Source organism: Spirosoma sp. KCTC 42546 (assembly GCF_006965485.1).
Taxonomy (GTDB): Bacteria; Bacteroidota; Bacteroidia; order Cytophagales; family Spirosomataceae; genus Spirosoma.
Map to the genome: position 1 here is coordinate 6,259,828 of NZ_CP041360.1, position 19,449 is coordinate 6,279,276.

18 protein-coding genes are annotated in these 19,449 nt (G+C 48.1%); 16 read left to right on the forward strand and 2 right to left on the reverse strand.

The features are described 5' to 3' along the window. Positions 1 to 150 precede the first annotated feature (150 nt). The 15 genes from EXU85_RS25830 (at position 151) to EXU85_RS25900 (ending at position 16,926) form a co-directional block, all read left to right on the forward strand. Entirely contained in the window at positions 151 to 1,053 is a 903-nt protein-coding gene (locus EXU85_RS25830; RefSeq protein ID WP_142774852.1) for a hypothetical protein, read from the forward strand. A gap of 17 nt (positions 1,054 to 1,070) precedes the next feature. Continuing rightward, complete coding sequence (locus EXU85_RS25835; protein WP_142774853.1) at positions 1,071 to 2,591, forward strand: arylsulfatase; 1,521 nt, start codon at positions 1,071 to 1,073, stop codon at positions 2,589 to 2,591. A 45-nt stretch (positions 2,592 to 2,636) separates the two neighbouring features. Further along, positions 2,637 to 3,653 carry a UDP-N-acetylglucosamine 4,6-dehydratase (inverting) gene (pseB, locus tag EXU85_RS25840; RefSeq protein ID WP_142774854.1) on the forward strand — a complete coding sequence of 339 codons (1,017 nt, stop codon included), beginning with the start codon at positions 2,637 to 2,639 and terminating at the stop codon, positions 3,651 to 3,653. Positions 3,654 to 3,748: 95 nt separating this feature from the next. Then, positions 3,749 to 4,921: a UDP-4-amino-4,6-dideoxy-N-acetyl-beta-L-altrosamine transaminase gene (pseC, locus tag EXU85_RS25845; RefSeq protein ID WP_142774855.1), complete on the forward strand. Its 1,173-nt coding sequence runs from the start codon at positions 3,749 to 3,751 to the stop codon at positions 4,919 to 4,921. Then, positions 4,918 to 5,604, forward strand: coding sequence for a pseudaminic acid cytidylyltransferase (gene pseF, locus EXU85_RS25850; RefSeq protein ID WP_142774856.1), 687 nt, complete (start codon positions 4,918 to 4,920; stop codon positions 5,602 to 5,604). The genes pseC and pseF overlap by 4 nt, the downstream gene beginning before the upstream one ends. A 92-nt stretch (positions 5,605 to 5,696) precedes the next feature. Continuing rightward, positions 5,697 to 6,728, forward strand: coding sequence for a UDP-2,4-diacetamido-2,4,6-trideoxy-beta-L-altropyranose hydrolase (gene pseG / locus EXU85_RS25855; RefSeq protein WP_142774857.1), 1,032 nt, complete (start codon positions 5,697 to 5,699; stop codon positions 6,726 to 6,728). A 26-nt stretch (positions 6,729 to 6,754) separates the two neighbouring features. After that, positions 6,755 to 7,246 (forward strand): GNAT family N-acetyltransferase, encoded by a 492-nt coding sequence (locus EXU85_RS25860; RefSeq protein ID WP_210422407.1) that lies wholly within the window; start codon positions 6,755 to 6,757, stop codon positions 7,244 to 7,246. Between the two features lie 47 nt (positions 7,247 to 7,293). Continuing rightward, positions 7,294 to 8,355 (forward strand): pseudaminic acid synthase, encoded by a 1,062-nt coding sequence (gene pseI / locus EXU85_RS25865; RefSeq protein ID WP_142774859.1) that lies wholly within the window; start codon positions 7,294 to 7,296, stop codon positions 8,353 to 8,355. Between the two features lie 85 nt (positions 8,356 to 8,440). Then, positions 8,441 to 9,940, forward strand: coding sequence for a lipopolysaccharide biosynthesis protein (locus EXU85_RS25870; RefSeq protein ID WP_142774860.1), 1,500 nt, complete (start codon positions 8,441 to 8,443; stop codon positions 9,938 to 9,940). 106 nt (positions 9,941 to 10,046) lie between these two features. Continuing rightward, positions 10,047 to 10,853, forward strand: coding sequence for an FkbM family methyltransferase (locus EXU85_RS25875; RefSeq protein WP_142774861.1), 807 nt, complete (start codon positions 10,047 to 10,049; stop codon positions 10,851 to 10,853). Between the two features lie 97 nt (positions 10,854 to 10,950). Then, a complete protein-coding gene (locus EXU85_RS25880; protein WP_142774862.1) occupies positions 10,951 to 11,922 on the forward strand; it encodes an FkbM family methyltransferase in 972 nt (323 codons plus the stop codon). Beyond that, positions 11,919 to 13,211, forward strand: coding sequence for a glycosyltransferase family 4 protein (locus EXU85_RS25885; RefSeq protein ID WP_142774863.1), 1,293 nt, complete (start codon positions 11,919 to 11,921; stop codon positions 13,209 to 13,211). Before EXU85_RS25880 ends, EXU85_RS25885 begins: the two co-directional genes overlap by 4 nt. A 58-nt stretch (positions 13,212 to 13,269) precedes the next feature. Next, complete coding sequence (locus EXU85_RS25890; protein ID WP_142774864.1) at positions 13,270 to 14,028, forward strand: glycosyltransferase family 2 protein; 759 nt, start codon at positions 13,270 to 13,272, stop codon at positions 14,026 to 14,028. Between the two features lie 239 nt (positions 14,029 to 14,267). Beyond that, a complete protein-coding gene (gene pfkA, locus EXU85_RS25895; RefSeq protein WP_142774865.1) occupies positions 14,268 to 15,242 on the forward strand; it encodes a 6-phosphofructokinase in 975 nt (324 codons plus the stop codon). Positions 15,243 to 15,429: 187 nt separating this feature from the next. Then, the gene (locus EXU85_RS25900; RefSeq protein ID WP_142774866.1) at positions 15,430 to 16,926 is read left to right on the forward strand and encodes a thioredoxin-like domain-containing protein; all 1,497 of its coding nucleotides are present in this window, start codon (positions 15,430 to 15,432) and stop codon (positions 16,924 to 16,926) included. Positions 16,927 to 17,028: 102 nt separating this feature from the next. Here the strand turns inward: EXU85_RS25900 and EXU85_RS25905 are convergent, their stop codons facing one another. Both EXU85_RS25905 and EXU85_RS25910 read right to left on the reverse strand, forming a co-directional pair. Continuing rightward, the gene (locus EXU85_RS25905; protein WP_142774867.1) at positions 17,029 to 17,940 is read right to left on the reverse strand and encodes a DUF58 domain-containing protein; all 912 of its coding nucleotides are present in this window, start codon (positions 17,938 to 17,940) and stop codon (positions 17,029 to 17,031) included. Positions 17,941 to 18,157: 217 nt separating this feature from the next. Continuing rightward, positions 18,158 to 18,592, reverse strand: a complete 435-nt coding sequence (locus EXU85_RS25910) for a septal ring lytic transglycosylase RlpA family protein (protein WP_142774868.1) — start codon at positions 18,590 to 18,592, stop codon at positions 18,158 to 18,160. Positions 18,593 to 18,865: 273 nt separating this feature from the next. On the opposite strand from EXU85_RS25910, the gene EXU85_RS25915 reads away from it, so the two are divergent. Beyond that, complete coding sequence (locus EXU85_RS25915) at positions 18,866 to 19,192, forward strand: DUF3276 family protein (protein ID WP_142774869.1); 327 nt, start codon at positions 18,866 to 18,868, stop codon at positions 19,190 to 19,192. Positions 19,193 to 19,449 lie beyond the last annotated feature (257 nt).

The following is a 19,449-nucleotide window of genomic DNA, read 5'->3' on the forward strand; positions in this document are numbered from 1 at the left end:
GATTATTTTCAACAGGATTACAGGATTAACGGGATTTTCAAGAATCAAACCTGCTTAATCCTGTAATCTCGCCCAGTCGTATCTAACTCCGGTCTGCTATTTTCTTCGTTATTTTGTAAAAAAAAGGCTGTCTTAGCAGGAGCCTACTGCATGATTGAAGCTGGGTTTAATTCGGTTAATCAATTCCTGAGTGAGTTGTTTGCATCGCTGGTATCGCTACTGAAGGTGGCGATTCGTGGCCGTCATACTACCCGGTTACCGGATCGGCAACGGCCCATTTGCTCGGTGCTAGGTAATGGTCCATCTTTAAAGGAATCCCTGGTTGATCAGTTCGACTTTATTAGTCAAACCGAAATTGTTTGCGTAAACAACTTCGCGCACGCCGATATTTTCACCCGCCTACGGCCGCAGGACTACGTCATTTCAGACCCCAACTACTTCGTTTTCACAGAACAAACCACCGACCGCGACGACATTCGCCGGACGTTGTCTGTTTTCCTGGAGAAAGTAGAGTGGCCCATGCTTTTGTATGTCCCACACTTTGCCAAAGGCTCTTACCTGCTGGGCAAGATTGAGCAGGGCAATCCACTCATTAAGGTCGTCTATTTTAACTATACGGTTGTTCGTGGTTTCCAATGGCTGGTTTATTGGCTCTACGCGAAAGGACTGGGCATGCCACAGGCACAGACGGTTATTATTGCTGCTCTGGCGCTGATGATCAACCGGAAGTTCGATGCCATTTACCTCTTCGGAGCCGATACATCCTGGCACGAGGAAATCCGACTGAACGACAAAAATCAACTATTAATCAAGCAGATACATTTTTACGATAAACCTAAAGACGTATCGCACCAGCCCGTGTATTCAGATGCACACCGGCAACGCACCTTTTCGATGGCGTCGCAGTTTCTGTCCTTTCACAAAGTATTTCGAGGGTACGAAGTAGTGCGTGATTACGCCGACCATCGGGGCGTTCGGATCGTAAATGCCAGTGCTAAAAGTTATATCGACGCGTTTGAACGGGAACCAGTTAGTCAGTCGATAAGCCAATAAATACGTCCTAAACACCTATGCAAACGAAGTTCCTTTTCCTGCTTCTTGGTAGTTGTCTGCTTGGCAAACCGGTTGCTGTTGCGCAACAAAAGCCCAATATTGTACTGATTTATGCCGATGATTTAGGGTATGGCGACATAAGTTGCAATGGCGCCACAAAAGTCCGTACACCGAATATTGACCAGATTGCGAAGGAAGGATTGCAGTTTACCAATGCCCATGCCTCCTCCTCAACCTGCACGCCCTCGCGCTATTCGCTGCTGACCGGTTCGTATGCCTGGCGGAAAACAGGAACGGGCATTGCTCCCGGCGATGCGGCTTTGCTGATTCCAACCGATCGGGTTACGCTACCCGGTATTCTTCAACGGGCCGGTTATAAAACGGGCGTAGTAGGCAAGTGGCATTTGGGCTTGGGCCCTAAAGGTGGGCCCGACTGGAACGGCGATATCAAACCTGGTCCACGGGAAATTGGCTTTACTTATTCGTTTCTCCTGCCTGCCACCGGCGACCGTGTGCCCTGTGTATACGTAGAAAACCAGCGTATCGTTGGCTTAGATCCCACCGATCCCATTCAGGTGAGCTATAAAGGTCCGATTGGCAATGAGCCAACTGGAAAAGATCATCCTGAATTACTCAAGATGAAGTACTCGCACGGGCATGATCAGACCATTATTAATGGCGTTAGTCGGATTGGCTACATGAGTGGTGGCAAGTCGGCGCGGTGGGTTGATGAAGAAATGGCCGATGTACTGACTGGAAAGGTAAATCAGTTTATCGAAACCAGTAAAGGCAGGCCTTTTTTTGTTTATTTCTCTACACACGACATACACGTTCCTCGTTTACCCAATTCCCGTTTTTTGGGTAAAAGCGGCATGGGACCGCGTGGCGATGCCATTCTCCAGTTAGACTGGTGCGTAGGCGAAGTCATGAAAACGCTGGATCGACTTGGATTAAAAGAGAACACGATGGTTATCGTCAGCAGTGATAATGGCCCTGTTGTTGATGACGGTTACCAGGACCAGGCCGTTGAAAAATTGAATGGGCATAAACCCGCGGGGCCCCTTCGCGGAGGGAAATACAGTGCGTTCGATGCTGGAACCCGGGTTCCTTTTATCGTGCGCTGGCCTGGAAAAGTAAAGCCGGGGAAATCAGACGCCTTGGTCAGTCAGGTAGATTTGGCCGCGTCATTTGCGACACTAGTTGGTCAGCCATTGGCGAAGGGAGAAGCCGCCGATAGCTTCAATACACTGGATACATTTCTGGGACAAGCTAAAAAAGGCCGGGAGTACGTTATAGAACATGCCATAAATGGTACGCTTTCATTGATAAGAGGTAACTGGAAATACATTGAACCCTCCAACGGACCGACACTTAATACTGATACCAATATTGAAACAGGTTACTTGCCAAAGCCGCAACTATATGATTTAAAAGCCGATCTGGGCGAAACGAAGAATCTGGCCGAGAAATACCCTCAGATTGTTGCCGAACTAGCCACGTTGTTACAGACCGTCCGAGACAAACAAGATACGAAATAGACAGCTTTTTACACGGACCAACGGTCCACTCAGTACCTACAACCAATGCTTGATTTATCGAATAAATCCATTTTGATTACGGGCGGCACCGGCTCCTTCGGCAAGAAATTTGTCGAGATGGTATATCAACGTCACCCGGATGTTAAACGCGTGGTCATTTACTCCCGCGACGAACTGAAACAGTTCGAGATGGCGCAGTATTATCCCCAGCCCAAGTACAAGTCCATCCGGTTTTTCATTGGCGATGTGAGGGATGGCGAACGGCTCAAACGGGCCTGTGAAGGCATCGACATCATTGTGCACGCAGCCGCGCTGAAACAGGTACCAGCGGCTGAGTACAACCCGATGGAATGCATCAAAACAAATGTATTTGGGGCCGAAAATGTCATCAACGCGGCTTTAGATAACGGCGTAAAACGTGTGGTTGCTCTTTCGACCGACAAAGCTGCCGCCCCTATCAATCTCTACGGAGCTACCAAACTTTGCTCCGATAAGCTATTCGTAGCCGCCAACAACATGAAAGGCAGCCGCGACCTTCGGTTCTCGGTTGTGCGTTATGGTAATGTAATCGGCTCGCGGGGTTCGGTGGTACCGTTCTTCCTGGAAAAGCGGAAAGATGGTGTTTTGCCCATTACGCACCCCGATATGACCCGTTTCAATATCTCCCTCGAAGAAGGTGTCGAAATGGTGTTTCACGCGCTGGAACATGCCTGGGGCGGTGAGATTTTTGTGCCCAAAATTCCATCCTACCGCATCACAGACGTAGCCACGGCCATAGGTCCCAACTGCGAACAGAAATTGGTTGGTATCCGTCCGGGGGAGAAACTGCACGAGGAAATGATTACCGAAACCGATTCGCTCAACACGGTCGAGACGGATAAATACTACGTCATTACCCCCTCAACGCCTACCTGGAGCATTGATGACTATATGCAGGCCTTCAACGGGCGGCAGGTTGAGATGGGCTTTAAATACAACTCCGGCACCAACACCGATTGGCTCAACGTCGATCAGCTACGCGAGCAGATTCGGGAGCACGTTGATCCTGATTTTAATGTATAATGAACAATGAATAGTGTAAAATGAGTATCAGGCAGCTTGATCTCATTACTTACTAACCATTTTTCATTATACATTTTTCATTATACATTTTGATTATGTCTCCCATTCCATACGGTCGTCAGCATATTACAGACGAGGACATTGCGGCCGTGGCCGAGGTACTTCGCGGTCCATTCCTGACGCAAGGGCCTCATATCGGTGCGTTTGAAGCTGCTTTCGCTACGTATGTGGGCAGTCAATACGCCGTAGCCATAGCCAACGGAACAGCCGCCTTACACCTGTGCTGCATGGCATTGGGCGTGAAAGAAGGTACACGCGTTATTACAACGCCCATTACGTTTTCAGCTTCGGCTAACTGTGTCCGGTACTGCGGGGGCGAGGTCTATTTTGCGGACATTGATCCCGAAACAGCCTTACTCGACATCAACGCCGTCCGAGCTTTACTGGAACAGCATCCGAAAGGCTATTTTTCGGGTATTATTCCCGTCGATTTTGCCGGTTATCCGGTTGATCTGGCTGCCTTCCGTGAACTGGCGGTTGAGTATGGTTTGTGGCTTCTGGAAGATGCCTGCCATGCACCAGGCGGTTCATTTGTAGATCGTAAAGGCATAACTCACCGCTGTGGCGATGGGTCGCTGGCTGAATTAGCCATTTTCAGTTTTCACCCTGTTAAACATATTGCAGCTGGCGAGGGTGGCATGATTACAACCAACGACGAAGCACTGTATAAACACCTGCTTCGGCTCAGAACGCACGGCATCACCAACAAACCGGCCGAGTTAACAGAGCCCTATCCCGGCGAACCTGAACGCGGTGGCTGGTACATGGAGTTACAGGAACTGGGCTATAATTACCGCCTGACCGATATGCAGGCCGCCCTGGGAACAAGTCAATTACAACGTGTGGATGCCATGTTAGCGCGTCGGCAGGAAATTGCCAAACGCTACGATGATGCCTTTTCTGGAACCAACGTTACCATCATCGTTCCGCCCGCTCAGGTGAGCCATGCGTATCACCTTTACGTAATTCAAACTGACGATCGGAAAGGGCTTTACGATTTTCTTCGGACGAAAAATATCATGGCACAGGTGCATTACATTCCGGTTCATTTGATGCCCTACTACCGGCAGTTCGGCTGGAAGCCGGGTGATTTTCCAAATGCTGAACGGTATTATGCCCGATGCCTGAGTTTGCCGATGTTTCCCACACTGACCAATGAGGAGCAGGAGTATGTCATTGATGCGGTAAAGGAATTCATGGGCGCATGAGCAACGTAGCCATCATAACGGCGCGGGGCGGCAGTAAACGAATTCCGCGCAAAAACATCCGGCCTTTTTTGGGTAAACCTATTATTGCCTACGTCATTGATGCTTCGTTGCAGTCAGGTTTGTTCAGCGACGTGATGGTTTCGACAGATGATGCTGAAATTGCAGACATTGCAAAAAAATACGGTGCGTCGGTTCCGTTTCTTCGTACTGCCGAAACGGCGGATGATTATGCAACAACTGCCGCTGTGCTGGACGAAGTTCTGGCTCAGTATAAGCAACAGGGAAAGATATTCGATTACGCTTGCTGCCTCTATCCTACCGCTCCCTTCGTCACGCCCGAACTGCTGAAGCGAGCATTCTCAACCCTGACTGACAAACAGTTCGATACGGTGTATCCGGTTCAGCCATTCAGCTTTCCTATTCAGCGTGCTGTACTCCTACGAGGGTCGAAAGTGCAGTGGTTTCAGCCTGAACACGCGCTGACCCGGTCGCAGGATCTGGAGCCGACTTACCATGATGCAGGCCAGTTTTACTTCTTTAACGTAGCCCCATTTCAGCAAAGCAAGCGGCTTGTTACGGACAACTCAGGCGGTATTGTCATTTCCGAAATGGCCGCCCATGATATTGATACCGAGGCAGATTGGCAGGTGGCGGAGTTTAAGTATAAAATGAATAATGGATAATGTAAAATGGATAATGTAAAATGGACAATGCAAGATTCACAGAACCCAGAACAATCATTATCTATTATCCATTTTACATTGTTCATTAAGCTATGAGCCAAATCCTTTTCCGCGCCGATGGTAACGCTCAGATTGGTTTAGGCCACGTGATGCGTTGCCTTGCCCTGGCCGACATGCTGAAAAATGATTTTTTGATGCGCTTTGCGCTTGTTGAGCCAACGCTGGAAGTTAGCGCAACGATTGAAAAGGCTGGGTTGTCAATCGTTTCGCTACCAGAATCGTCGCAACAAACTTCTTTTCTGGCTCAGATCCATCCTGACGAAATCGTTGTGCTGGATGGATATGCTTTCGACGAAGCGTTTCAGCAATCGGTGCAGGAGCGGGCAAAAAAACTGGTCTTTATCGATGATTTGATCGATGGCCATCAAGTGGCCGATGTAATTATCAATCATGCCGGTGGTGTTTCTGATATTGATTATGATGCCGAACCGGATACCCACTTTTGCCTGGGCCCCCACTATGCGCTGCTACGACCGGAGTTTTTGAATCCAGCAGATTATGGTGAGCCCCCTTTGGACGGCCCCATCTTTGTTAGCCTGGGCGGTGCCGACCCACACAATACATCACTAACAGTGCTGGACGCCATTCGACAGGTTGATACTACTCTGGCGGTTCACATTGTTTTAGGGCCTTTTCACCCAAACCGAGCCGCTATTGAATCCTATAAAAGCCAAATACCCAATCTGACCATTCTACAGAATCTGACAGCCGCAGAAATGGTTAACGAATTGCAGCAATGCCGTTTGGCCATTACCGCTTGTAGCACCATCAGTTACGAGGTTTGCGCTGTCAATCGACCCTTGATCGGCATTGTCACCGCCAATAATCAGTCTCGACTAGCGCGGTTTCTGTCCGAAGAAAAACTGGCGCTATCGGTCAACTTCCCAACCCTACTTACGCGTTTGACGCCCGTACTCGGGTTAGACCAGTTGGTAAAATTAGCGATTCAGGCGTTTCAATTTTCGCCTGAAAACGCGGCTGATTTACTTATAAACCAGCGTCGGTTTTTCGATGGTCAATCGCCCGAACGGTTTCGTGCGCTGTTTCGAAAATTAAGTACGTAATTCGGTCAGATGTTCGCGCTATAACTATGCTTACCTACCGAACGGCCCAACCTGCCGATGCCCGTCTTTATTTCGACTGGGCCAATGACCCCGATACCCGCCAGCAGTCGTTTAACTCCGCCCCGATTTCGCTGGAAACGCACACGGCCTGGTTTACGAGAAAATTAGCCGACCCCAACGCCCTGTTGCTTATTTTTTCAAACGATGCAGGACAGCCGGTTGGACAAGTACGTTTTGAACGGACACCGGTAGCGGATATGCCCGACGAAATTATTATTGGTGTCTCCGTCGATGCCCGACAGCGGGGAAAAGGTTTAGCTAGTCAACTGATTCAGCAGGCATGCGCTATTTGCCGGAAACGATGGGACGCCGTCACGATTCACGCTTATATCAAACCGGAGAATCAGGCGTCGAAACGGGCTTTCGAAAGGGCCGGTTTCAAATTGTCGGGCGAAAGCGGTAAATTTGGAGTTGCTGGCCAGCAGAGGCCATGCTTGCTTTACCTTAAAACCTTATAGCCGAACTGCCGTCGCGGTGTTGAAAAGGCCATAGGGTTGATTAGACTATGACAAAAAACCAACCGATTCAGGTTGCCCACCATACTATTAGCCCGGCCCACCGTCCGTTTGTTATCGCCGAAATGTCGGGCAATCACAATCAATCGCTCGACCGGGCCCTGGAAATTGTCGACGCTGTAGCGGATGCCGGTGCTCACGCCCTTAAGCTCCAAACCTACACCCCCGACACGATTACCTTTAACGGAGGATCAGAAGAGTTTTACATTCGGGACGCCAAGTCGCTCTGGGCCGATAAAAATCTCTATAAGCTTTACGCGGAGGCCTATACCCCGTGGGAGTGGCACAAGCCAATTTTTGAACACGCCCAAAAGCGGGGCATGATTGCCTTTAGCTCGCCTTTCGATACCACGGCGGTTGATTTTCTGGAATCACTGAATGTGCCGCTCTACAAAATCGCGTCCTTCGAAAATACGGATCATATTCTACTCAAAAAAGTAGCGCAAACGGGTAAGCCGGTCATTATGAGTACGGGCGTCGCATCAATCGCTGACCTTGACGAGTCCGTAAAAGTGCTTCGTGCAAATGGATGTAAAGATCTTATTCTGCTCAAATGCACCAGCACTTACCCCGCCACGCCCGAAACAACCAACCTGCTCACGATACCGCACATGCGTGAGTTGTTCGATGTACCTGTGGGTCTCTCTGATCATACAATGGGTATTGGCGCAGCCGTAGCAGCCGTAGCCCTTGGAGCGGTAGTACTTGAAAAACACGTTACCCTGCGCCGGGCCGATGGTGGGGTTGATTCAGCCTTTTCGTTAGAGCCCGACGAACTCAAAAATCTCGTTATTGAAACCGAACGGGCACAGCTGGCCATGGGGCAGGTCAGCTACACACTAACCCCGAAAGAAGAAAAAAGCCTGCAATTCAAACGCTCATTATACGTCGTGCGCGACATGAAAGCGGGTGAGCCCTTCACACCTGATACCGTCCGCAGTATCCGCCCCGCTAATGGCCTGCATACCCGTTATTACGACGACATCATCGGCAAAACCGCCAACCAAAACATTCAGGCCGGTACAGCGCTGGCGTGGAATTTTATTCAATGAATAATGTAAAATGCACAATGTATAATGATAAGTAACTGACTCTATTACTTGCACATTCTACACTATTCATTTTTCATTCACCTACATGGGTATCATAAAACGGCAAACCATACAGAGTTCTATTTACGCCTATGCAGGTGTGGCCGTTGGCTTTCTGACACAGGGACTCTGGTTTCCGAACTTATTTGAGGGTACTCAGGTCGTAGGCCTGCTAACCCTGCTAATTTCGCTGGCACAGGTACTATCGCAGGCAGCAAACTTAGGTTTAAACGGCGCCGGGGGTAAATATTTCCCCTTTTTCCGAAACACCGACCGGCAGCACAACGGATACCTGCTTATTGCCTGCCTGACTACCCTTATTGGCTTCAGTCTTTGTGTGCTTATGTTGTGGCTGGCACGCCCCTGGATTGTTAAGTGGTATTCAGCGGATTCAGCTCTATTTGTCGAATATTATTATCTGCTCATACCATTAACATTCTTTACGGTCTATTTTACCGTTTTCGACAATTACGCCCGCTTACTTTATGATCCCGTTACAGGAACGCTGCTACAACAATTTGTTCAGCGGGTGCTGGTTCTGCTGGCAGGTGGGTTGTACTGGCTGGGGTGGGTTACGTTACCCCAATTTTTGGGCGTTTGGCTACTGGCTTTTTTTATTCCATTGGTCGTCATGATTATCAGTGTTGCTCAGGATGAGGCTTTATTCTTCAGCCGTAAGTTTGTATCCGTCAATGCCAACTTACGTCGAAATATGATGCGTTATGCAGGGCTAACATTCACGTCTGCCCTCTCAACACAGATTGTCTGGACCATTGATAAGTTTATGATCAATAGTAGACAAGGCTTGGGCGATACTGGAATTTATGGAACGGCGTCTTACTTTGCTACCGTCATTGCGATACCAGCAACCACCTTATACAAGGTTTCGGGAACGCTTATTGCTGAGTCGTGGAAAACAAATGACCTGGATAATATTGCCAGTATTTACCGAAAAAGTTGCCTGAATCAGCTTATTGCAGGCTGCCTGGTCTTTGTGGGTGTAGCAGCCAATTTACCCAGTGTCTTTCGATTTCTACCTCCCGATTACGAAGCTGGTTATTACGTCATTCTGTGGCTGGGGCTGGGCAAACTGATCGATATGGCCACTGGAGTAAATGGCATCATTATGAACACTTCACGCTATTACACCTACGACTCATTGTTTTTTGTCGCACTTGTTTTTATTACCATTGGCGCTAACCTATACTTAATACCCCGTTTTGGCATCAATGGTGCCGCTATGGGAGCCGCGCTGGCAACAATGCTCTTTAACCTGGCCCGGACACTGTTTGTCGGCTTTGCGTTTCGAATGCAACCCTTTACGTGGCGAAATCTTGCTGTTATTCTGTTAGGCCTTGCCGTATGGTGGATCGCCATTCAGATTCCTTACCCTGATGCAGATGCACCAAAGTGGCGATTTATCCTGGATATTGGCTGGCGTTCAACAATGATTAGTGCCTTGTTTGGTGGAGCAGTCATTGGCCTAAAACTCTCTACCGATATTAACCAGACGGTAGAGGGATTAAGAAAACGGTTTTTAAACTAGTTTGACGTTTGATGTCCAAAGTTTGACGTTCCTAATAGCAAGACCATCAATAGCTATCAACCTCAGACTTCGAACATCAAACTTCGAACATCAAACCAGTTCACCCATGTGGGTTTTTCGATTTTTATTTACTGAAACGGCCCGGCTCCTGCGCTCGGAGGAGGGTCGTCGGTTATTGGGATTAGCGGTCCGTTACGGCGACAGACCACGGAATCAGGCCATTGACGTCACGTTTGGACCCTATCGATTTAGGGTGCCTGACCCACTGTCGTTTATCTGGCAGTACCGCGAAATTTTTGTCGATGAGTTTTATAAATTCACGACAACGAGCCCCAACCCAGTTATTTTCGACTGCGGCACTAACATTGGTACGAGCGTTGTGTACTTCCGGCAGAACTACCCAACTGCCCGCATCGTAGCATTCGAGGCAGACGAACATATTAGTGAAATTTTACAACAGAACCTTCGCCAAAATCAGATTTCGGGCGTTGAGGTAATTACAAAAGCGGTTTGGACGAATGAGGAAGGAATCTGGTTTGGCAGCGACCAGGCCGACTCGGCCTCTATTTTCTCACAAACCGACCGAAAACTGGTGCCCTCTGTTCGCCTACGTGATGCCCTCCTGCGCGAAACCCGCATCGACATGCTCAAGATGGATATTGAAGGAGCGGAAACCGCCGTACTCACCGATTGCCACGATGCACTGGCCCACGTTCAAAACCTGTTCGTTGAATTCCATGCGTACCTCGACCATCCGCAAACCCTGGCCGACGTTATGAAAGTCCTTGAAGGCAGCGGATTTCGGTATTACATTAATACTAGCCAGTACCGTCATGCCCCCCTGGTCAACCAGCGTTACAAAGGCAACGACAGCATGGACCTGCAATTGAATATCTTTGCATATCGAAACTAGTAGAGAAGTGAAGTAGGTGAACTAAGTGAAGTGAGTAAAGTCCATGACGCACTTCACCTACTTCACTTAGTTCACCTACTTCACTTACTAACTAATAATGATTGACAAAATCCTTTCCCGCCCTGAGTTTCAAACCGAACCGCCCGTACTGGTGGACATTGGTGCGTCGGGACAATTGCATGGCCGTTGGAAGTCGTTTGCCAAATACGCTGTTTGTATCGCCTTCGACGCCGACGATCGTGACTTTGGCTACGTCGAAAGTGAGTCCAGCCATTTTCGGAAGCTCTACACGTTCAATAATATTGTTACCGGTCCAGACTCGCCTAAGGACGATACGGAAACGGCAAATTTTTATTTAACAGTTTCGCCCCACTGCTCCAGCCTGCTGCGGCCCAGACCCGACTTGATTCAGGAGTATGCGTTTGCACCCAAGTTTGAACCAACTAAAGTCGTTCAACTGAAAACGCGCAGCCTTCGGTCAACGCTCGATAGTCTGAATATTAAGCAGGTAGACTGGTTTAAAACTGATTCGCAGGGTACTGATCTCCGACTATTCCGTAACCTCGGCGACGATCGTGCGAAGCGCGTGTTAACAGCTGAATTTGAGCCCGGCATTGCGTCGATCTACGATGGAGAGGACAAGCTTTACCAAGTCCTGCAATTCATGGAAGAAACCGGCAGTCACTGGCTAGCCGAGCTACTGCCAAAAGGCTCACCCCGTATCACGCCCGCTTTGCTGGACAGTTTCACCAATCAGCCGTTAGTGAAAAAGTTTGTTTTGTTTTCCCTCAAAAATAGCGCGGTCTGGGGCGAAATGACGTACCTGAATCGCTTTGCGGATGAAGCCACGCTTACGCAACGAAATCTGCTTCTGGGCTGGGTTTTCGCTACAACGCTGAAACAACACGGATTTGCGCTTATTCTGACCCAGAAAGCAAAAAGCCTATTCTCAGACCCGATTTTTGCTGAGCTGGAAGCCTATTCCCGTAGGCGTATTTGGGGGCGTGTTTTCGGACTTGGCTTCTGGCCCGAGGTTGTCAAAAAATTCGATAAACTACTGGGGCGGTGAGAGTTACGCACCTTAGCAACTACCACTTATTTGGCGGGGCAGCTGTAGCGGCCAATCGGCTTCATCGGGCCTTAGAAAAACAGGCCTGGTCAAACCATAACGTCGAAAGTACAATGCTTGTTGGCGTACCCAACCGATTGGAAACGCATCGGCCAGAACCGGGTGTTGTGTACCTGGCCAATAACTTTCTGGCCGAGCAAACTGCCTTTGGGCGATTTGTGGCTGAGCGGTTGTATTTTTTACCTTACGAATGTGATAACTCCGTTCGATTTCAGTTTTCACCGGCCCGGTTCGGCGCTACGCTTGACTTCCATCCGGCCATTCAACAGGCTGATGTTCTGCACCTTCATTGGATTAACTTCGGGTTTTTATCCATTGATGGCCTGCGTTCTCTGTTCAGCTTAGGCAAGCCCATCGTCTGGACGCTTCATGACCAGTGGGCGTTTACGGGTGGATGCCATTACGCGCGTGGCTGCAACCATTTTCTGACCCATTGTCGCCAGTGCCCGTACCTAAAAAAACCGGGCGAACATGATTTATCGGCTCGGGTTTTCGAGCAAAAACAGAAGCTGTTTGGCAATGCCCGTGTGCATTTTACGCCCCCGAGTCATTGGTTAGCCAGTGAAGCGCAACGAAGTGCATTACTTCGCGGTTTTCCGTTCACGGTCATTCCCTATGCTATTGACCAGGCGGTTTTTTGTCCGGTTGATCGTGCAGAAGCAAACACACGTCTTGACCTTCCTGATACCAGCAAGCCAAGGCTTTTATTTGGTAGCGCGAACGTAACGGACACTCGCAAAGGATTTAAGTATTTCGCTGAAGCCCTGACGCTTTTACATCAACAACATCCTGACTTAGCGCCCGAGATTTTAGTGTTCGGCAAAGGCCGCTCGTATCTGCTTAACGAATTACCTTATCCTGTTCGTCATCTCGGTTTATTAACCACCGAAGATGATATTGTGGCGGCCTACAACGCAGCCGATGTGATGATTGTACCGTCTCTGGAAGATAACCTGCCCAACACCGTAATTGAAGCCATGGCCTGTGGAACGCCTGTCGTGGGCTTCCGAACGGGCGGCATTCCTGAAATGATCGACCATCAGCAAAATGGTTACCTGGCCGATATTGGGTCTGCCCAGCAACTCGCCGACGGGGTAGCCTTCCTATTGACCCACCTGCGCCCGGAAACGTTACGCCAAAACGCCCGCCAATCCGCGGAAGCCCGTTTCTCCGAAGACGTAGTAGCTAGACAACATATTGAGTTATACTATAAATTATTGAATGAGTGAATTGTTGAATGATTGACAACCTCCAAGTCATTCTACATTCTACATTCTACATTCTTAAATGCCAACCGTCTCCATCATCACCATCACGTATAATGCCGAGCGGTTCCTGGAACGCACGATTCAGAGCATTGTGGCTCAGCAGACAACAGACTATGAGTATATCATAATTGACGGAGCCTCAACAGATGGAACACTGGCGATACTAAAACGATACGAAAGCCACATCACTACCTGGATTTCGGAACAGGATTGTGGGCTTTACGATGCCATGAACAAAGGCTTGCACCAGGCCAAAGGCCAGTATGTCTGGTTTATGAATGCGGGCGACGAAATTCACGATCCGCAAACATTACCGAATCTGCTGGCGCGGATTAAAGCAACAGCGGCCGATGTGTATTACAGTGATGCCTTATTTGTTAAAGATGATGGCGGTCGGCGCTCCGGATCGCCGGTGGGGCTACGGAGTGTCGTTACCCCGCACAGCTTACCGTACAAGCTAGTGTGGCGTGATATGGCCTTTGGCATGAAAGTTTGCCATCAGGCCTTTGTAGCCAAACGAGCTATTGCGCCCGATTATCCGATAAACAATCTCAGTGCCGATTTGGACTGGGAAATTCGTTGCCTGAAAGCAGCTCAAAAGATTGAATTTGTACCATTCGTTTTGTGTAAGTACTTATTGGGCGGACTGTCTGTACAGCAACATCGGCAATCACTGATCGATCGATTCAAGATCTTAGTCACCCATTTTGGTTTGCTCACCACACTACGCAATCATGTTCAGATTATACTACGAGCCCGGCGGTTTAAAAAACAATGAATATGTGCGTTTTATCTATGCATGAAATGAATCTTGGGCAACCATGTATAACGTCCGATTTTAAAAATATCAGGGCGTTACCAGTACCATTTACCCCATTTTGTGAAATTTAGATGAAAACAATGGGATAATTACCAGACAGATGCCTTTAGATTGGGAAATGCGGATAAATTTGCGGGGTTTATTTCGCAACCTACCTGACCTTTTTGTGCAATTCCGTAAAAAAATTGATTTAACCTATGAAACGAATAGCTGTTTTTACCTCAGGTGGTGATGCACCAGGTATGAACGCCTGTATCCGGGCTGTTGTCCGGGGGGCGGTCTATCATGGTCTCGAAGTATTCGGCATCCGCCGGGGGTACAGCGGAATGATAAATGGCGATATTTTTCAGATGTCTTCGCACTCGGTCAGTAACATCGTGCAACGTGGAGGCACCATCCTAAAATCGGCCCGCAGTAAAGAGTTCATGACGCCCGAAGGCCGGGCTAAAGCCTTTGAACAACTTAAGAAATTCGACATTGAAGGCCTGGTTGCCATTGGTGGAAACGGTACGTTTACAGGGGCCACGCTTTTTTATGATGAATATGGGATTCCAACCGTTGGCGCGCCAGGCACAATTGACAACGACCTCTACGGAACTGATTATACCATTGGATTCGATACAGCGGTAAATACGGCCTTAGAAGCCATCGACAAAATCCGGGATACTGCCGACTCGCACGACCGGATTTTCTTTATCGAGGTGATGGGCCGCGACTCTGGCTACATTGCTATTCAGTCGGGTATTGCAGGCGGTGCCGAGATGGTCATGGTCCCCGAAGTCCTAACCCCTATCTCCGAGGTTGTCGAAATACTAAAATCAGGTTGGAGTCGTCAGAAATCCTCGTCCATCGTTGTTATTGCCGAAGGCGAAGAAGCTGGTATTGCCACGGAGATTGCCGAAAAGATTCGGCAACAGGTTGACTCCAACATGGATATGCGCGTTACAACACTCGGACATATTCAGCGCGGGGGTATTCCAACCGCCTACGACCGTATTCTGGCCAGCCGACTAGGACTTGGTGCGCTTGAAGGGCTCATGAACGGCGAAAAGAATGTTATGGCCGGAATTGTCAATAATGAACTGGTGTATACGCCCTTCCGCGATACCATTAGACTACCTAAGCCAATCAACGAAGATTTGCTGAGGATGGTGAAGATTCTGAGCGTGTAAGTAATGAATAATGTATAATGAAGAATGGATAATGAAGGAAGCAGCCCCTTCATTATCCATTCTTCATTATACATTATTCATTTTGTGTAGACTATACTGAATATGGCAAGCGTTTTGTAGTCAGTGTACTTGTTATCAACTACCATAAGTTTGACCCTATTTCCTTCGAAGATACGTACCACCCTGTATGAAAAATCTACTTCTCACGGCTCTGTTCAGCTTCTTTTTACTACCGGCTGTATGGGCACAATCAACCACCGGAACGCCAGCTGACGGTTTCCGTATCACTGGTCATATAAAAGGGCTAAAAGATACAACCTGTATACTAGCTCATTATTTTGGCGCTACTCAATACATTCCGAAGGATACGGCCCGTGTAGATGGAGCCGGGAATATGGTTTTCGAAGGCAAAAAAAGCCTGCCGCAAGGTCTATTCCTCGTTGTAGTTCCTAAAAAGGGATACCTGCAACTGCTGGTTACCGATGATCAGCAATTTTCGTTTGAAACCGATACCACTAACATGATCAAAAACATGAAGGTGACCGGTTCTAAAGAAAACGAGTTATTCTACGCCTATCAGCAACAGCTTAGCAAACTCTCGGAGGAAGCCCAGGTGTTAAACATGCAGAAAAAGATTCGGACTGACGCCGTTTCAACTACGATGCTGAATAAGCAAATGGGCGATTTGCAAAAACAGGCCAATGACTACCGGACTCAGTTTCTGAAAGAGAATCCAACTATGTTCGCAGCCAAGTTACTGAAAGCAACTGCCGAACCCGAGGTACCGCCCGCCCCTAAAGCATCCAATGGGCGACCTGACTCCGTTTGGGTGTTCAACTATTTCAAAAATCACTTCTGGGATGACTTTGACTTCGCAGACGAGCGTTTTGTCCGCACCCCGTTTCTACAGGGGAAAATAGAGCGGTACATTAAAGAACTTACTGTTCAGGTGCCTGATTCGCTTATTAAAGAAGCTGACTTTTTGGTAAACAAAGCGATTGCAGGCAAGAATAGTGAAGTGAAGTATTATACCATCTATTACATCACCAGCCAGTACGAACAACCAAAAGTGATGGGTACCGATGGGTTGTTTGTGCACATGTTCGAGAAGTATTATAAAACGGGCATAATGACCGTATCCGACTCCTCAACGCTGAAAAGCATTGGCGAACGGGTAGCCACACTAAAACCTAATTTGGTTGGTAAAATCCTGGTTGCACCCATCATTAGTGATACCCTACGTCGAGCAATTAATTTTCCAGCCATTAAGGCGGATTATACGGTTGTATTTTTCTACTCACCAACCTGCGGACACTGTCGTGAGAGTGCCCCTAAGTTGAAGAAGTTTGTCGATGATTATAAAGGCAAGGGCGTGGAGGTTGTGGCCATTGCCATAGATCAGAGCCCCGAAGAGTGGAAGAAATTCATTAAGGAGTTTAAGCTCGGCAATGCCATAAACGGCTACGATTTCAGCTACCGTACCGATTATCGCCATCAGTACGACGTCTGGACTACCCCGACAGTATACATGCTCGACAAAAACAAGAAAATCCTTGCCCGAAAGCTACCCGTTGAGCAAATCGAAGATTTTATGCTTTTTCACAAACGGCAGCAAGCCGCCCAGGCTACTAAAAAGCCAGCCGCTGTAGCTCCAGCCAATGCGAAAGCGAGTGTGAAGAAATAAAGGAGAAAAGGGAGGAAGGAGGAGAGGAAGAAAAGCCGGTTAGAAATACGTTTGAGTATCTTTTGCCCCTTTCTCCCTCTCCTCCTTCCTCCCTTTTCTCCTTTATTTCATTTTTGTTCGCTTCACCAGATACGATGTCAGAATCTGATCGAAGCCCTGGGCGATGTCGGCTTCGATGAAGTCGATCTTGTATTGCCCACAGCGCATTTTCAATTCCTGAAAATAAGTCTTCACCGCTTGCTGGTACGTTTCTCGCACCTGCCCTGGCTGTAGTTTAACCTTCTCGCCCGTTTCGAGGTCAATGAATTCATAAGGGCGTTCGTCAAAGGCGAATTCTTCTTCTGTTTTCTTATCCGTAACGTGAAACAGGAGCACCTCATGCAAATTATGACGAAGGTGTTGCAACGCAGAAAATAACGCATCCGCCTTTTCGCTATTATCGAACATATCGCTAAAAATCACCACCAGCGATCGTTTGTTAATTTTTTCAGCTACCTGATGAATCACATCAGCGGCTGAGGTCTTACGCAGGGGCTTAGGCTGTAACATCAGCAGATCCAGTTGCGTAAAGAGTTTATGAACGTGCGACGGGGTCGATTTAGTAGGTGTTTGCAGGTCAATCTGATCGGCAAAAGTGGTCAGGCTCACGGCATCTTTCTGCCGTTGTAACATATACGCCAAGCAGGCAGCTGCCATCACACTGAATGTCATTTTTCCATAGTTAGCCTCTGGATAATACATCGATGACGACGTATCGATAAGCAAGTGGCAACGTAGATTCGTTTCCTCTTCATACCGTTTAACAAAGAGTTTCTCGGTCTTCCCAAACACTTTCCAGTCGATGTGCCGCGTGGTTTCGCCCGTGTTGTAAAGGCGGTGCTCCGCGAACTCGACGGAAAATCCGTGAAATGGCGATTTATGTAGTCCGGTAATAAAGCCTTCGACCAGTTGGCGGGCCAGAAATTCAACGTTGCCGTACGAGCGTACCTGGCCCAGATTAAGCGGTTGTTTCATTGGATGTAGTTTGAAGTCTGTAGTTTGAGGTTTGAAGTTGGCTGCTGTAGGCATAGCTGACTGCACCGGAGGGCCGCAGTAGCCGGCTTCAAACCTCAAACTACAGACTTCAAACTACATCCAATTTAACGCAAAAACCGAACCGTTCGACATCTCCGGCAGGAATTGCACAGGGAAATGGCGAACGGTTCGGTAAAATGCAGCCTAAAGAGGTAGGTTACAGTACAGGTTCCAGCATAGGCTGGTACGCAATGGGGGCATCAAATGCCGAAGGGGTCAGCGAAACGGGAAGACCCTTCCCAACAACGCGGAGCGATACATTGGCAATTCCTTTCGAAACCATGCCAAGTGCATGAGCAGCCGCATGCGTAAGATCAATAACGCGGCCTTTGGAAAAAGGCCCCCGATCATTGATTCGTACAATTACTGAACGTTGGTTATCCAGATTTGTCACTTCAACCAACGTGTTAAGCGGCAGGTGACGGTGGGCACCTTCAAGGGCTTCGGAACTAACTCGTTCACCGTAGGCGGTCTTACGACCATTGAACTTCTTGGAATAAAAAGACGCTTTGCCTTTCTGTATGAGGCTCGGAAGAGCCTCCGCCGGGTTTATGTTGCTAAAAAACAACATAATGGACATGATTAAACTCATACAGCTTTTGGTTACGTGAAAAAAATAGACGAATAGCATGAAGGTTACCTTACCACATACCACCCGTCCCCAAAAAGTGCAATTCCTGTAAAACAAAGATAGCACACAGAGACTTAACTACCAAGCGTTTAGCTAAAAAACTGTGGAATCCTCTCCACAACTGCATTTGATTTTGTGGTTATTCTACCCCAAAATATATTTATACGCATTCTTTTTGTTCTTTCCCTAATGACCGTACTTTAGCGTTTGTGAACCTATTAAACCTCACTGATTGTGGACGAAAGAGACCGGGAGAAAATCTATTCAAGACGAGTTCGGGCGGGTAAGCGAACGTATTTTTTTGATGTTAAATCAACCCGTACGAACGATTATTACCTAACCATTACCGAGAGTCGCCGGCATCCGCAGGGCGAGGGCTTTGTGTATGAAAAACACAAGATGTTTCTCTACAAAGAAGATTTCGATAAGTTCGTAGAAGCGTTGCAGGAAACGGTAGAGCATGTAAAAACCGAACTCATGCCCGAAGTAGATTTTACGCAATTTGTTCAGCGAGAACGCGACGAGCAGGACGATTTCGCTAGTGAACTTAAATGGGAATAAATGGAGTGTTGATTTACGACCGCGCGGGCGGCCCCGTTACAAGTTACGATTTTACTGAATGATTTAGACTCTACTTCCTTACTTGCTACAAATAACAGTTAGCCCTCGGCACCAATGCCGAAGGCTTTTTTTGCGGTCCGCCGTAGCGGTTGTATTTTTGCAAAAAACAAAGAGCGAAAGAGTGCAAGAGCGAAAGAGCGGGCCGCCTAAGCGGTAAAGAGTACCCAAACGGGCTACTCTCTCGCTCTTGCACTCTT